Origin of the sequence: Anabaenopsis sp. FSS-46 (assembly GCF_029891665.1) — a bacterium.
Taxonomy (GTDB): Bacteria; Cyanobacteriota; Cyanobacteriia; order Cyanobacteriales; family Nostocaceae; genus Anabaenopsis; species Anabaenopsis arnoldii.
This window is the reverse complement of sequence record NZ_JANQDG010000119.1, coordinates 24558-39401: the sequence shown is the minus strand read 5'-3', so window position 1 is coordinate 39401 and position 14844 is coordinate 24558. Positions and strand designations below refer to the sequence as shown.

The following is a 14844-nucleotide window of genomic DNA, read 5'->3' as shown; positions in this document are numbered from 1 at the left end:
GTAGATTTTTTCAGCTTAGGACGATCACTTCAATCAAATAACTTGACTTCTATGTCCTTAAGAGCATTTTCTAAATCGTCATTCACAATTTGAACGTCAAACTCCCCTGCGGCTTGAATTTCTTCTTCAGCCCGGCGCAGACGAAGCGCGATCGCCTCCTCAGAATCTTGGCCTCGACCACGTATCCGATTCTCCAACTCCTTCAAAGAAGGCGGTAAAACAAAAATGCTCAGGGCGCTGGGGAAGGAAGCACGGATTTGTCTTGCGCCTTTAAGTTCAATTTCCAGTACCACCAATTTACCAGAGTGAACTTGGTTCAGCACAGCTTCGCGAGGAGTACCGTAATAATTACCGGCAAATTCTGCCCACTCCAAGAATTCACCTTGGGAAACTAATTGTTCAAACTTAGTGCGGCTAATAAAGTAATAATTCTCACCGTTAATTTCTCCTAGACGGGGAGAACGAGTCGTCACGGATACAGAATAGTAAAGTTCCGGATGACGTTTTAAGAGCGCGTGCAGTAAAGTGCCTTTACCAACCCCACTTGGGCCAGTTAAAACAATTAGCCTGCCTAGAAAACGGCTTTCTTTGGTTTTAGAACCAGTCTGGATAGGTAAAACTTGCTTCATCCGTTCAAACTCTGAATTAATTATTAACGGTCTCACCGCGCATTTGTGTGGAATGTACGTTGCTATTATTATTTTATGTCTAGTTAACTACACTGCTATTCCTAGAGCTACCCTCAGTAAGAATTAGTAACTATTTTTCCCAACCTGACTCACGAGAGCAGACTTCAAGTAAATTCAACTCCTGCGGCAATTCGGCTCACTCTTAACTTGCGGGTTTAACGGAACTCCTGTGGGATCACTAAACAAAGACACTATTTATGGGTCATTAGCTGTGTTTTTGTGAGATGAGGAACTTGTGATCAACAAATTTGTAGCACATGAGTGACAGAAAACTTTTCTAATTAATATGGTACTGCGGATAGGGGGCAGATAGCTGTAGGGTTATTGACCTATATGAAATCAGTTATCTACAGCATGATGATCTCGAGAAATCACAAATCGATTCGCTACGGTTTCCGGTTGAATTGCCGAAAGAATCACGTGGCTGGAATCAGTAATAATTACAGCCCTGGTTCGACGACCATAAGTTGCATCTACTAGTTGACCTCTATCCCGTGCATCGGTAATGATCCGTTTAATCGGGGCAGACTCCGGACTAACAATGGCAACTACTCGGTTGGCAGACACGATGTTACCGAAACCAATGTTAATTAATTGTATTTCCATAAAAAAATTCACACCAAATGTGGTGTTACAAGCTGGTAAGGTAATTATCCCCATATTATCGTCAAAAAACACGAGTTACAACGCTTTATGTCTAGCCAGCCTGAGTTTTTAAATGACAAATCATTTTTTTGGCTAATAAATACCTAAATATACTAAAAATATTCCCCAGGAGATATGCAAAATCTCAACAAACAATCTAACTAAGTCGTTCACAAGAGTTCAGAGATGAAACACAAATGCATGAATTATTAAAATTTAACAACGGAAAACTTTTACGTCAGGCGTTAACTCACCGTTCCTATGTCAACGAAAATCCTGGTGAAAAGGATAATGAGCGCTTAGAGTTTTTAGGCGATGCTCTGCTGACTTTTCTCAGTGGAGAGTATCTCTATCTCGATACTCGCTATCGAGAGATGGCAGAAGATGAAATGACTCGCCGAAGATCGGCACTAGTGGACGAGAAGCAACTCGCTAAATTTGCCATTGAAGTTGGTTTAGAATCCTTAATGCGCCTGGGAAAAGGAGCGATTCAGGATGGAGGACTTAAAAGTCCCAATTTATTAAGTAGCACTTTTGAATCAGTTGTTGGAGCTTATTATTTAGATTGCGATGGCAATATTGAGAAAATCCGCCCGATTATTTTAGATTTATTTAAATCTGTGCCTGAAGAAATTATTCAAGTCCGTTCTAATGTCGATTCTAGGAACCGCTTCCAGGAATGGGTACAGGCTAACTTTGAGTCTATCCTACCCCATTATATCACGGAACGCATCGGAGGACAAGATCATGCTCCGGAATATTTTGCCCAGGTTTTTGTTGGTGAACAGCTTTACGGAGAAGGAAAAGCTCGTGGTAAAAAGGAGGCTAAAAAACGGTCTGCAGAAAATGCCTTAACTAAGCTCAAAAAACAGGGTTTAATTGCAGAATGAGCGTATTTAACGGTAATTAATTGCAAAAGTCCCTTATTCCTGGCATATCTAGCACGAAGTGCTGATTTGACTCAGCTTCAATATCTAAGATGCCTATTTGAGGTTTGAACAGATTACTTACACAACAAGGTTCTACAGCCACTCGTCATCTCAAGGAAATTATATTTTTTGCTGATGTTGACGTTGGTCTGTGGACATTTTGCCGCCAGTAACCGCCTATAGGTAGAAGCTAAACCGGGTTGCTAGTGGATAAGTTAAACATTGAGAATATCACTAAAGGAATACTACAAATGATGCTATAAAAACAATCTTTCGCACAGCAACTCACACCAAGCTCAGGAAAATGCCACAGACACAATCATGTGGAAAACCCGATTGAAACTGGCTTTTGTAATTACAAATTGGTATGACTACCTTGATTCTCCATGATGTTTTATGCCAGTTTGTGTTAAAAACAAAGGAACTCCCCCAAGGTAAGCTACATCCGTTTGCGGAGGTTAAACCTGTGTAGTTTTCAATGCAGTTTGCGTAAAGCAATTAATTACCACTGGTTAATAAAGTAGAAACCCTAATGATCGATTGTGACTAATTGTGACTGAAGGAGAAGTTTCAACAGAAAAGTAATATTTGATACGTGAATTACTAATTAGGTGACAACACTAGCATTGGTGATTTCAACTAAGTGCCCGAACCAATCACAAACATTAAAGGCTGCTGGTCTAGTTCTGGAAAATCAACTTCTAGCGTATAGCTTGTAACTAGTTGTTCAATGTGTAATTCTATGCTCAACTCTCCGGGAGTAGCAGCACTGGCTATTGCCTGCTTACCATTTCCTTGTAGTTTCAAAATTCCAGGAGCGGGTAAATCACAATTAACTCTCAATTTCACCAGATGATCCTGAGAATAGTATTCTACCCTCAAACTCAGGGTTCCGGCGCTGGTTAACCATTGTCTTTCTACCACTGGATTGGCTAAAGACACTGGTAAAGTCAAGTTATCTAGCAGTTGTTTAGCTGCAAGTAATGACAATGCCATCTGCTGACGAGGTTGTAAATCTGAGTAATTATTCTGGATCTGGGGAATTGTATCCAGAGTGTTCACAGACCGATAGGTGCTTCTGAGCACTAATCCAGCTAAATCATTAATCGTCTGTGACTCATGGGGGAAAAAGCTCTCAACTACCTGAACTAGTTTTGCCCCTAGAGGTAGCGAAGATGTAATCAACCCCTGACATCTTGCCAATAATTGTTGGAAAACTTTATCTGGTAGGGGTATAGGCAGATTCAGCTTTGACTGCTGTGGTATCCATCCCCAGTTAGAACTTAATGCGAGCGATCGCTCTTCCACAAAATCTGGGTAATCAACTAATTGAGACTCCCAGGGGAATAAAGGAGGCTGCTCTTGAGCTTGGATTTGTAGCCGACGCTTGAGGACAGATTGGAAACGTTCTTGCACAGTAGGAATTTCTCCCAATTGAAAGGTTTGGGGCATTCTTCCCAATTCTAGGTCACAGCTTGTGAAAGCAGCCACCTCATTGAGAAGGTCGTCTACCCCGTCAATTTCCTTACACTTTAACAGTTTAAGCCCGTTAGTGTTAGTTTTATTAGCCAACCACCAATGGAGTAAATCGGATTGTAAGGATTCTGAGTCACTATTCATGAGTAGATGCACTTGATCCGGATACTAGGGAGTTACGAATTTCCCATGCTTGTTCCAAAATTTTAAACCACCGTTTTTGTAGTTGGGCTGTTGACAAACCTAGAGTTTTAGCAATTTTCTCATCTGGCTGTCCAAGTTGTTTCAATTTCAGTAACGCTCTGTGTTTGTCATCCAATAATTCTGTATAGTTGTGCCATTGCTGGGGAGTTAAACCCAAATTAGTGTGGAGTGAGGCTTCTAACCACTCATGAACTAATTCCCAACGGTGTAATAAGGCAAACCGAATCAGATGATATTTAAAGCGTTGCTGTAAGTAGTCGCGTTGACGGGGAGTTAAACCCAAAATAGACTCAATTTCCTGAGTTGATAAATCCTGAAGACGAAGACAGAAGTAATCAGCACAATCAGATTGTTGTCGTTGTTCGAGATAATCCATTAATTCTGTAATCACAACCGAACGCAGAGTATCTTCTTCAGGTTCTGGTTCTGCTTGCATAGCCATTGCTGAACGTAATTGCTGTACTGCTGGTTCTTCCCAAGAACCATCGTTGTCATTGGAACTACCTTCTGCAGCTTGTTCGATATCTACATTGGTTTCCTGGGGTTGCTGTTGGGAAAACGTTTGAGCTCGCAGGATGATCAGCTGCTGCTGTCGTCCTGGTAAGGGAATTCGCCGCTTACCATAGCGTTCAATAAACGCCATGTATTCTGCCAATTCCAGGAGAGTTTGGGGACGATAAGTGGAGACCATCTGGTTTTCCCTGCGGAAAGCATTTAACGCTTCCAGATAAAAACCCTGCAGAAAATCTTCAATAATGGTCAGTCGTCCTTGATAGCTCAACTGTCTTTGAGGAGGATTGATGTAGCGATAAATAATTGCACTCAGAGTACTGTGTAACTCTACCCTACCCCGACTAGAACCCAAGAGATAGTATCTCAGACACTGTTGCAGGCGATGTCTGGCTAGGGAAATGGCCGAGCTTTGCACGTCGCCGGAAGCCTGGATACGTTTACTCTCTTGGCAAATCCGGTATACTTCGGTGGTAATTCTTGTGGCTACATCATGGCAATTCTGCGGGGAAGCTTTAGTTGATTCCTGAAGCTCCTGATATAGGACTTGGAATGTCCCTTCCACGCCGATAGAATTGTCTCCCTGAACGGTTGGGGTGGTAACTTTTTTGCTTGGAATTGTTGCAGTTGCGACTGAATTCATAGTCTCGGTTTTCGAAAGACCCTAAAATACTTAAGTAAAACATCTGATGACTGTGGGTGTTGGCTGTTTAAATTTTTCCCGTAATTAGGATGTGCTTATGTATGGCTTAAGCCAGCCGTAGCTATCGGAGTTCCCAACTGTGATGGGATAGTTCACAATTTGATAGATGCTTTTGCCATTACCCACCGAGCCGTTTACAAGTCATTATGGATTTAAAAACACAAGTTCAATTGCTGATTAATAATGCACCCCGCGATGGCATAACACCACATCTCGTTTCAGCAATTGCTCCTGCATTGATTGTGATCGCTAAGAAATTACGCCATTCCCAGTACTATATTCTCCAAAATGCTGAAGAGCGCTGGGTGTTAACTACATTGAGCAATCGTGCACATCCAGGACTGGAAAAGCGCGTTATCTACGCTTTCCCTACCATACAGGATGTTTCCCTAATTTCACCTGCTGGGCTTGACCCTCAAATGCTGGCCAAAATTGTTCCTGTTACCCATATTTTGTTCCAACTGCTAGCACTAGAACCCGTAGATAGTATAGTATTTTTAGAAACGCCTGGTCAGACCAATCATACAGTTGAAATCCAACGTTCAGAATTACAAAATGTCCTGCAAAACCAGATGAAGCAAGACGAAATGAGTGAACAAATCCCTCCCGATATTGCATAAATGAATTTTGCAGTGGGGAGTAATTAGATACATCTAATTACTCCCCACTGCAAAAAAAATAAAAATTTTTAAATTAAAAATTTGAAATTTGTTCAGGACTTACGCAACTGGCACAAATAGGGATCGGGGTTAGCCGCGCCACGCGACAATTTAAATTACACCAAGCACATAGGAATACTTGGGCGTTTGAGTTGCTGTATTAAAATTATGTAACCATTGGTATCTCGCTCAATTATGTCTTTCACATTTTTCCATAGTCACAGAGGTGTTAGCTTTTCTCTCTTCAAATAACAATTAATTGCATCATGGCTAATCTGCTCTAAATGCTCTGCTAAATTGGTAATCCTGTAATTAATTTGACTCCTTAATCAGCATTGGCAGTAATTAAGCTTTGTAAATCTCATGCTCATCACCAACATTATCTCTTAGAGGATGTTTGGAAAGTGTTAAACAGGTAATTTTTATATTAGGGAACAGGTAACAGGTAACACACCGAAGGATTGGGAAGGATTGGGAAGGATTGGGTAACACACAGAAAACAATAAAATCCAGTCCCCTCCCCTGACAAGGGGAGGGTTAGGGTGGGGTCAAACAATAGTTGATACACTAATCATGACTTATCAAACATCCTCTTACACCCTCTACCTATTTTCTCATGAATCGCTATCTGAATCTCGTTTTATTCATACCTTTCTACTATCAACTACACTAGGCATCCCCCTGTGCCATTGACATCACTTATATCTAATGTACTTTCATTTAGCCACCGCGAAGCGCTGCTGCAAGCAGAGCTTCGCGATCGCCTGTGCCAGTTGCGTAAGTCCTATTGTTAATAAAGCCGACCAAGTACATAGTCAGCGATGTTAATTAGTGCCTGGCGTGACTCGGAAGGTGGTAGTACCTCAAGATGATCAACTGCTAACTTGGCATGGTAAGAGGCTAATTCCCTAGCTTGTTGTATACCTTGGCTATCTTGAATCAGATCCAGTGCTTGCTCTAAATCCCCTTGTTGGTCAAACTTCCGTTCTATGAGGACTTCCAGATATGGTTTTTCCCCTAAAGCAAATAAAACGGGTGCAGTAAGATTGCCACTTTTGAGATCAGAACCAGCAGGTTTACCCAGAGTATCTGTTGTACTAGTGAAATCTAAAATGTCATCCACAATCTGAAATGCCAGACCCAGATGACGACCGTAGTTATATAGATGTTCGGCTGTTTCTTGGGAAACTTCACTAAGTAACCCAGCTGCTTTGGAACTGTTGGCAATTAACGAGGCTGTTTTGTAATAGCTCTTTTTGAGGTAAGTCTCTATTGAGATCCTATTATCAAAACAATTTATTCCTTGCTGGATTTCGCCGGTAGCCAGATCCATAATCACTTCTGAGAGTAGTTTCACCACCTCCAAATTGTCCAAGTTTGCTAAATACCAGGACGATTGGGCAAAGAGAAAATCTCCTGCTAGGACAGCAATGCGATTACCGAACAGACTATGAACAGTAGGCACACCACGTCGCATTTGTGATTCATCTACCACATCGTCATGCACTAAGCTTGCCGTGTGAATCATTTCCGTTATTTCTGCTAGGCGGCGGTGACGCAGCGTTATGTCTTTTTCTAACATTGTGGCCCGCGATATCAGCAAAACAATTGCTGGTCTGATACGCTTTCCCCCAGCTCCGAATAGATGTTCGGCGGCCATAAATAGAATGGGGTGGCGATTTCCAACTAGCTGCTTGAGGTTATCTGCTAGTAGTCGCAGGTCTGCTTCCACAGGGGTAAACAGGGAGGTGGCTGAGGTCATGGATGGGCGGACTCTGGCTTACGTTACGAAAGTTTACATATCCTACACTCATTTTAAGATAACCCTGTGCCGGCGCAAAGTTTTGATGAGAGAATACCTGCCTATTTACTCTCTATTCTGGATAAAAAACTCAGATTTGCAATAACTACAAGTTGGCTAGAACCCTTATGGAAACCGTCTATAGCCATGCTCCCTGCTCATAAAAATATTTTGTGCATCAGAGCAAATTTTTTTTGAGATCTGTTGCCTAAGTCCTCTCAAGTCTAAAAATATAGCAACCGCCAAGGTAATTAGGACATTCACTATTCCCTATCCCCTATCCCCTATTCCCTATTCCCTACTCACTATTCCCTACTCACTATTCCCTACTCACTATTCCCTGTTCCCTGTTCCCTGTTCCCTTAAAACCATAATGATGATGTCCTAACCAATATGTCCGTTGCTATAAATCTTACTGGATATTTTCTGTATATTCTTGAGGACACACTACCTGTAGTGTTTTATGCAAAAACTCCATAAGAACGATATTGCTGTTTTTGCCAGAAATTAATTTTTACCCATGAGTATAGTTAGTTATATATATTACATATATATGCATATAGTTGATCAACAAAAGTTTAACAATCTCCATTTATTGATCACATATCTAAAAATTTTCAAATTTTATCCCAATCTTGGGTGAAAACTCAGGAGCATTGTGTTAGGCTAAAATGTATGGATTTTAAATTTTTCAGAACTCATTTTCCAAAGGTAAGCAAGTTTTAAGTACTTTTACCTCCGTGGTACTGAGGATCTAAAATAATTGGTCGCTGTAAACCAAGAATAAAGAAATAATTCTCTTTATTCTTGTTCGTGCAGCAATTTAGCCTCCCCATCTGGAGTTTAGCGGTATCCTTATGGTTATTCGCTACAATATCTTAGCGTTTACTGAACGCTAAGGCTGCTCTGGTCATAGAGGTGCGCCCATAATGCAGACTCAGTAGACTGCTGAGGAGTGCAGTTAGCTTTGCCGTTGAGCAATTTAACTGTTGTGGTGTGTGGTCTGCAAAAAAACAAATTTCAATAGTTATTTAGCTAACCGTAGATAGTTATAAATTTACGGAAAATTTTAGTAGAGCAAACTACAGCCATCAAGGAACCCCTTGGTTGGTTGAATTTCTTCTTAAAAAATTACATATTCCATTCATAGGGGTGCTGCTAGAAAGATGATTTACGGGAAGATGCCTATGTTGACTTTTATTTTAGCCGCGGGATATTTGTTTACAGTTTACTTATTATTAGCGCTGGCCAAGAGAAGTGGTAAACAATCTGCTCCTAGAGATTTAGCCATCACTAACTCACAAAAAGACAAGCAAGATGTGTCAATAACTCATCAGGTGACTGAGGTGGTAAATAGTCAATAGGCTAGCTTTACCAGGCGTGATTATGAAGTCAAAATAATCATCAATCATTAATGACCGCTAAAATTGGAAACTGATGTGTCATTGAAATCAACAAGCTCAACAGTTGGAGTATGGCCTAGCCATGGGAGACTCGATTGAGCAAATTGTGGTGGAGAACCACTGACCCAGAAGCGAGTAGCTACTGGTGGGTATGTATTGCTTAATCCTAATAGTTCTAACTCTTGGCTACAAGCGGCGACAACGTGAACAGCAGGGTCCACCAGTTTGACTTGAGAGGGGAGGAGCGATCGCAGTACCGGTGCAAGATGTGGATAATGGGTACAACCGTAAACCAAGGTATCAATTTCTTGCTGTATTAACGGCTGTAAATATGACCGTGCCACTTCAGTAGTATAAGGGTCATGAATGCGATTTTGTTCAATCAGTGGCACGAACTCAGGGCAACTAACTTGCCAGACTTGGACATTGGCATCAATTTCCAGAATAGCATGGCGATAGGCATTACTTTTGGCTGTGGCAGGGGTAGCAATTACACCAATACGCTTCCCCTGCTGCACTGCTGCCTTAGCTCCTGGTAGGATAACTCCTAGAATAGGCATACTAAACTCCCTCCGTACTATTTCCAGAGCGAGGGCAGAACTAGTATTACAAGCCATAATCACCATTTTGACACGTTGCTGTTGCATCCAATTAAGGATTTGGCGCACATACTGTAAAATTTCAGCTTGTGAACGAATGCCATAAGGCAAGCGAGCTGTATCTCCAAAATAAATAATAGATTCATTGGGCAGGTGCCGATAAAGTTGTTGCAGGACTGTCAGACCACCCACACCACTGTCAAAAACCCCGATAGGGGCTCGTTGAGGCTCTTGATGGGCAAAATGGTCAGGATTATTTTCAAAGATGGAGGATGAATACACAGGTAGATATTAATTTCCGGTTGGGGTTATAAAATACCAAATGTAGCAGAAAATTTGTAATTCGTAATGGCTTCCAGCTATGGCTAGGCAAGACAGCCTCTCAGGTATAACTGTACCTAACGTGGTATCCCTCAATGACACACGAAGCCCCATCCGCCGCGGGGTGGGGTACTTCACTTATCTCCGTTGTAGATGTTGGAGAATACCACGAGCGATCGCATCCGCCATTTGATTTTGGTAAGCTGTGGTCCTGAGTCTAGCAGCATCCTCCGCACCTGTGACAAAACCCACCTCTACCAGAACCGAGGGCATGGTGTTTCTTCTGAGGACATAAAATCTAGCTCGGCGCACCTGTCTATCTCTGATAGTGACATTTTGAATAACGCTGTTATGAATCGAGCGAGCGAGACCCTGACCACTGTCGTGATAATATGTTTCCAAGCCATTGACATCTGGACGACTCATACTGATGGCATTGGCATGGATACTGACAAATAAATCAGCATTAGCTCGTTGTGCCAAATCCACTCGTCCTTGTAGGCTGACAAAATAGTCAGAATCACGAGTTAGTACTGCTTGGACGCCATTTTGCTCCAAAATCGCTGCTACCCTTTTGCTAATGGGCAAAACTACATCGCTTTCGCGCAGTCCGCCAACACCAATTGCTCCTGGGTCTCTACCACCGTGTCCGGGGTCAATCATCACGACAGATCTGGTTTTCCGTGCTGGAGTTGGCGTAGGCTGGCGTGTGGGTTGGGGCGCAGGAGTTGCAGTGGGTAGTTGCCCTTGGGTGGGTAGTGGTAGGGGTGATAATGCCACAGGGGGTGAAACCACCGTACCGGGACGAGAACCGTGTAATTGCAGAGAAAAAAGCTGGTTGCCGACTTGATTTAGTTCCCCAATGTGTACTCCCGCTGCAGGTTGTACCAATATCACCACTGAATTGTCTTCAGCTTGCAGGCGTACCCTGATGATGGGACTATTAGCACTAAAATTTGGCCCTGTGACGTTGGCAGCTAACTGAGCATTGGGAATAGTGATTCGGAACAAACCAGAGGATCTATCCCATCGACTATTGGCGTTGACTGTTTTATCTGATCTAATCAGTAACTGCGTATCATTATTACCCAGTTCTATAGCCTGAATTGTTGCTGGCGCTGCTGTAGTTACAGTCAGATTTACATTATTGGCAACTGGCCTGTTGGCTATTACCGCGGTTCCTGTCTGATGACTGCGGCTAACCTCAGCCGTAGTATTGCGCGAGTTGTGGGAATTATTATTAGCCGGTAATCTGACAACACGAGAGGGCAAAAGAACTAAACCCTTGGCGCTACTATTAATTGAGCGCCAATCGGGGCTATCTTTGTCTACCCGCAAGGTCATGCGGACACCAGGTGCTTGGCTGTTTAACGGAGCTAATTCGAGCCGACTAATACCATGTTTGTTAACTTCGTAATTTAGTTGTGTCAGACTGGGTGACAAACTGGCGTCGGCGATATCCATAAAAATGGTATTGCGATCGCGGCTCCGATTGATTTTGACTTCAGGACTGCCGCCGTTTGTCCGCACAAACAACCCATCTCCTGTTACCAGTAAGTTCTCAATTTGAATTTTCCCTGGTATGGCACTGGCAATTTGCTTTCCTAGGGACTCGGCACGCGGGGACAAGAACTCGGGCTTGATATCGCCATCAGAGTCAACAGTGACCACAGTATACATACTTCTGGTGGAAGATTCTGTCTTCTCTGGTGTTGGGGTTGGTAATTTTACCAGCCAGCGACTGCCACCAACGCTTTCAAATTTCACCTGCTGGGGGTCTAGACTATACCCAGGACTGAGTTCAACAACTAGGCGCGTTGTTTGTGGATCAAACTGCCCCACCCGGACAACACGAATGGCACCACCGACTTGTTGTGTGGACTGTGGTCGGCCGAAGGTCGTTCCGGGCAAATCAATGACCAGACGTGTAGGATTGAATATCAGTTGTGCTTGGGGTTGAACAGGGCTGTTCGTGTTAATCTCCAGACGATTTTGATTGGCATCAAAACGCCAAGATTCCAGTTTTGCTGCTACAGCCGGCGACGATAGTAAGACGATACTTCCTACTGTACTGGGTAGTAACCAGTGTAATTTCACAATCCTTTCTCCTGTGATTCGCGTTTATGGGAGCCATCAATATCTCAACATATTGGCTAATCGTCACACTGTTACAACCTAATCTTGATCTTTGTTAGTGCTGTGACTTTTGTGCTCGTATAAAGACACAATTAATGGCTCAAATTCCTAGTATCACCTCTAACTTTGCCATCCTATTAGGATATAATATTCAAGGAGGCAAATTATTTTAGATGCAACCAGATTACCACCACAATTAACCATACCTTTTTTGTCAATGCTTAGTTGTTAACACTTGACTGAGCCTTTTGATTGCAATTCAGTTTTGTCATGGCTAAAAACTTTTCCCGACTTGCTGAAACCAACATATTAATTAGGTGTAGAGACATTCTGTGGAAACTCCCTACAGTGGTTTTAATATCATCACCAATCGTGTTCATACCTCAAATCAGCCACAGTAAATTTCAACTAGTTTTAATTGTTGTTACCAAACTGGGAATCGTTGATGCTACTTGTTACCAAGTATATAAATTAACATTTATAGCAGTTTAAGACTCGCGAAGCATAGGATTTTGAATGCCGGGAGTAGTGAGACAAAAACTACAATTTACAGTCTCCAAAGACGAGGATTTAGAGATTATGTTTCCTGTAATTGGGGACTGCTTACCTGGTACTGGGGATTTGATATGAGAAACACTTTTTCCCAGACCCTAGACCCCACTCTTTAGTCCCTCAGGGGTATCACAACACCCCATTTAGGTTTTTGATGAATTGTCCCCAGATTCGGGTTTGCTTTCCTGATTCTTACCATCATTGACAGTAGACATGATCGATTGAGGTTTTTCGACAATTACCGGTGTTCGAGTAACATTGTCCAAAATCAGTTTGTCTGTATCTGCTAGCAAATTATCTGTTTCTGGAAATACTAACCGTAAAAGTGGGGGGGCGAAAAAGGTCGTCAGGATGACCATCATGATAATTGCCGCCCCCAGTGATTTAGAGAGAACACCGCTAGCAGCACCGACACCAGCAAAGACTAAACCGACCTCACCCCGAGGAATCATTCTTACACCAATTGCTAAACGATTTATTTGGGGTTGACCAAACACACTGAAACCTGTAATTACTTTACCGATAATGGCTACTGTGATCAGGAAAATGGCCATAATTAAACCTTCTCGATTACTGGGAATAGCTGGGTTTAAGACCCCCAAGTCTGTTTTTGCCCCCACTGTCACAAAGAAAATTGCCACTAGGATATCGGCAATAGGTATAACTTGCTTTTGCAATTCCTTGCGTTTATCAGTTTCCTCTAAGACTAACCCCGCAGCAAAAGCTCCCAGAATTGCTTATGCTGTGCAAAAATCCTTCTCTTCAGTTTTACTACTTTATGGCAATTAACATAAATGGAAAATATCTGCTCATAAATTATTTTGTGTCTTTAGTCAATGACATCAGGCGTTGCCAGTAAAATTCGGATACTGGGATAACTGAAAGTCTAGGAAGTCGCAGCAACTCAAAATGTTCAAATTCTGCATCTTGCTTGATCTGCCTCAGTTCCAGAGGTACAGAGACTTTTTTCAGTGCCTTGACATCTACAACTACCCGTTTGGGATCGTTTAATGTGGGATCGGCATAAGGCTGACTGACAACCTCTGCTATACCGATAATTTGTCTTTCTTTGCCTGTATGGTAAATTAAGGCTAAGTCGCCAATCAGCATATTCCGTATATGTTTGAGCGCTAGGGGATTGTTAACTCCATCCCAAACTGTATTACCATCCTGTTCTAAATTAAAGTAGGAGTATTTTTCCGGTTCAGTTTTCAGCAGCCAGTATGCCATCCAAGAGTCTCCAAAATTTATAATTATTTTTTTTGAGTTTCCAAAAATGTAACCGCTCCTAATTCTGAGTATGGCAGTGTCAAAGTCAGAAAATATAAAATGCTGAGTGGATCATAGTTCAGAGCAGAAATGTTGACTTAAGAGTGGACAGTTGACTGCGAACTAGTATATCGGTCTTGTTCCCAGCATCTGTAGAATCTGTTCATAGGAGTGCGAATTTTATGTATGGAGCCGCTTTATCTGCTTCTTGGTTTCCGGGTGCTAATTCTGCTAAAACACTGACATTGTTCTTAATAAGCTGTATAATTTATATTGAACCTGGTTTGGCTCAAGACAAGGAAAAATTTTTGCGAACTCTGACAGTGAGCGGCCGCGGTGTGGAAACAATTCCCACCACTTTGTCACAAGTCAGTATGTCTGTGGAGGTTCAGGCTGAAACTGCACAGTCAGCGCAACAGGAAGCGGCTCGCAGAGCATCAGCTGTGGTCGCTTTGCTCAAAACCCGAAATGTAGAAAAATTACAAACTAGTGGTATCCGCCTCAATCCAGTTTATAGTTACACCGATAATGTACAACGAATTACTGGATATACTGCCAATAATACTGTGATGTTTATTATGGCAACACAGGGCGTCGGTATGCTTTTAGATGAAGCTGTAAAAGTCGGTGCAACGCAAATTAATAGTGTCACTTTTATTGCTAGTGACCAGGCGATCGCCTCAGCTCAAAAACAAGCACTCAGACAAGCCACCCAAAATGCTCAAGAACAAGCTAATGCTGTTTTGAGTACCCTAGGTTTCCAGTCTCAGGAAGTGGTAAGCATTCAGATTAATGGTGCAACTGCGCCCCCTCCTCCCATGTTGGAGCGGGCTGAGGTTTTCAAGTTAGCTAATACAGATTTTTCTACCCCTGTAATTGGTGCTGAACAGCAGGTAGAAGCATCAGTGACACTGCAAATTAGTTACTAATTAAGCATGGGTAATAGGT

General features: G+C 42.4%; 12 protein-coding genes and 1 pseudogene. 4 read left to right on the top strand and 9 right to left on the bottom strand.

Annotation, left to right across the window (positions count from 1 at the left end):
• Positions 1–29: 29 nt before the first annotated feature.
• Together gmk and NWP21_RS14955 are read right to left on the bottom strand one after the other, a co-directional pair.
• Positions 30–629, bottom strand: a complete 600-nt coding sequence (gene gmk, locus NWP21_RS14960; protein ID WP_280793284.1) for a guanylate kinase — start codon at positions 627–629, stop codon at positions 30–32.
• 399 nt (positions 630–1028) lie between these two features.
• Positions 1029–1295: a DUF370 domain-containing protein gene (locus NWP21_RS14955; RefSeq protein ID WP_280793307.1), complete on the bottom strand. Its 267-nt coding sequence runs from the start codon at positions 1293–1295 to the stop codon at positions 1029–1031.
• Positions 1296–1531: 236 nt separating this feature from the next.
• Here NWP21_RS14955 and rnc point away from each other — a divergent pair, with 236 nt between their 5' ends.
• Positions 1532–2224, top strand: a complete 693-nt coding sequence (rnc, locus tag NWP21_RS14950) for a ribonuclease III (RefSeq protein WP_280793283.1) — start codon at positions 1532–1534, stop codon at positions 2222–2224.
• A gap of 678 nt (positions 2225–2902) precedes the next feature.
• Here rnc and NWP21_RS14945 read toward each other — a convergent pair.
• Positions 2903–3883, bottom strand: coding sequence for a PatU (locus NWP21_RS14945; protein ID WP_280793282.1), 981 nt, complete (start codon positions 3881–3883; stop codon positions 2903–2905).
• A complete protein-coding gene (hetZ, locus tag NWP21_RS14940; protein WP_280793281.1) occupies positions 3876–5096 on the bottom strand; it encodes a heterocyst differentiation protein HetZ in 1221 nt (406 codons plus the stop codon). Before hetZ ends, NWP21_RS14945 begins: the two co-directional genes overlap by 8 nt.
• 206 nt (positions 5097–5302) lie before the next feature.
• Between hetZ and NWP21_RS14935 the strand changes: the two genes are divergently transcribed.
• Positions 5303–5776, top strand: a complete 474-nt coding sequence (locus tag NWP21_RS14935; RefSeq protein WP_271733720.1) for a hypothetical protein — start codon at positions 5303–5305, stop codon at positions 5774–5776.
• Between the two features lie 829 nt (positions 5777–6605).
• Here NWP21_RS14935 and sds read toward each other — a convergent pair.
• Complete coding sequence (gene sds, locus NWP21_RS14930; protein ID WP_271733624.1) at positions 6606–7577, bottom strand: solanesyl diphosphate synthase; 972 nt, start codon at positions 7575–7577, stop codon at positions 6606–6608.
• Positions 7578–8803: 1226 nt separating this feature from the next.
• On the opposite strand from sds, the gene NWP21_RS14925 reads away from it, so the two are divergent.
• Positions 8804–8980, top strand: coding sequence for a hypothetical protein (locus NWP21_RS14925; protein WP_271733622.1), 177 nt, complete (start codon positions 8804–8806; stop codon positions 8978–8980).
• Between the two features lie 47 nt (positions 8981–9027).
• On the opposite strand, the gene murI is transcribed toward NWP21_RS14925, so the two are convergent.
• The 4 genes and pseudogenes from murI to NWP21_RS14905 all read right to left on the bottom strand — a co-directional run bounded on the left by murI (position 9028) and on the right by NWP21_RS14905 (position 13857).
• Positions 9028–9900 (bottom strand): glutamate racemase, encoded by an 873-nt coding sequence (gene murI / locus NWP21_RS14920; protein WP_271733621.1) that lies wholly within the window; start codon positions 9898–9900, stop codon positions 9028–9030.
• 177 nt (positions 9901–10077) lie between these two features.
• On the bottom strand, positions 10078–12036 hold the full coding sequence (locus tag NWP21_RS14915; protein WP_280793280.1) for an N-acetylmuramoyl-L-alanine amidase: 1959 nt from the start codon (positions 12034–12036) through the stop codon (positions 10078–10080).
• A 734-nt stretch (positions 12037–12770) separates the two neighbouring features.
• A pseudogene (locus tag NWP21_RS14910) lies at positions 12771–13364 on the bottom strand (cation:proton antiporter); the annotation flags it as partial.
• Between the two features lie 79 nt (positions 13365–13443).
• Positions 13444–13857: an EVE domain-containing protein gene (locus tag NWP21_RS14905; protein WP_271733619.1), complete on the bottom strand. Its 414-nt coding sequence runs from the start codon at positions 13855–13857 to the stop codon at positions 13444–13446.
• 221 nt (positions 13858–14078) lie between these two features.
• On the opposite strand from NWP21_RS14905, the gene NWP21_RS14900 reads away from it, so the two are divergent.
• Positions 14079–14825, top strand: a complete 747-nt coding sequence (locus NWP21_RS14900; protein ID WP_271733618.1) for an SIMPL domain-containing protein — start codon at positions 14079–14081, stop codon at positions 14823–14825.
• Positions 14826–14844 lie beyond the last annotated feature (19 nt).

Coding starts and splice junctions, on each gene's coding strand:
- NWP21_RS14900 (WP_271733618.1), top strand. CDS start 14,079: ATGTATGGAGCCGCTTTATCTGCTTCTTGGTTTCCGGGTGCTAATTCT.
- gmk (WP_280793284.1), bottom strand. CDS start 629: ATGAAGCAAGTTTTACCTATCCAGACTGGTTCTAAAACCAAAGAAAGC.
- NWP21_RS14935 (WP_271733720.1), top strand. CDS start 5,303: ATGGATTTAAAAACACAAGTTCAATTGCTGATTAATAATGCACCCCGC.
- NWP21_RS14955 (WP_280793307.1), bottom strand. CDS start 1,295: ATGGAAATACAATTAATTAACATTGGTTTCGGTAACATCGTGTCTGCC.
- rnc (WP_280793283.1), top strand. CDS start 1,532: ATGCATGAATTATTAAAATTTAACAACGGAAAACTTTTACGTCAGGCG.
- sds (WP_271733624.1), bottom strand. CDS start 7,577: ATGACCTCAGCCACCTCCCTGTTTACCCCTGTGGAAGCAGACCTGCGA.
- NWP21_RS14925 (WP_271733622.1), top strand. CDS start 8,804: ATGTTGACTTTTATTTTAGCCGCGGGATATTTGTTTACAGTTTACTTA.
- NWP21_RS14905 (WP_271733619.1), bottom strand. CDS start 13,857: ATGGCATACTGGCTGCTGAAAACTGAACCGGAAAAATACTCCTACTTT.
- NWP21_RS14945 (WP_280793282.1), bottom strand. CDS start 3,883: ATGAATAGTGACTCAGAATCCTTACAATCCGATTTACTCCATTGGTGG.
- hetZ (WP_280793281.1), bottom strand. CDS start 5,096: ATGAATTCAGTCGCAACTGCAACAATTCCAAGCAAAAAAGTTACCACC.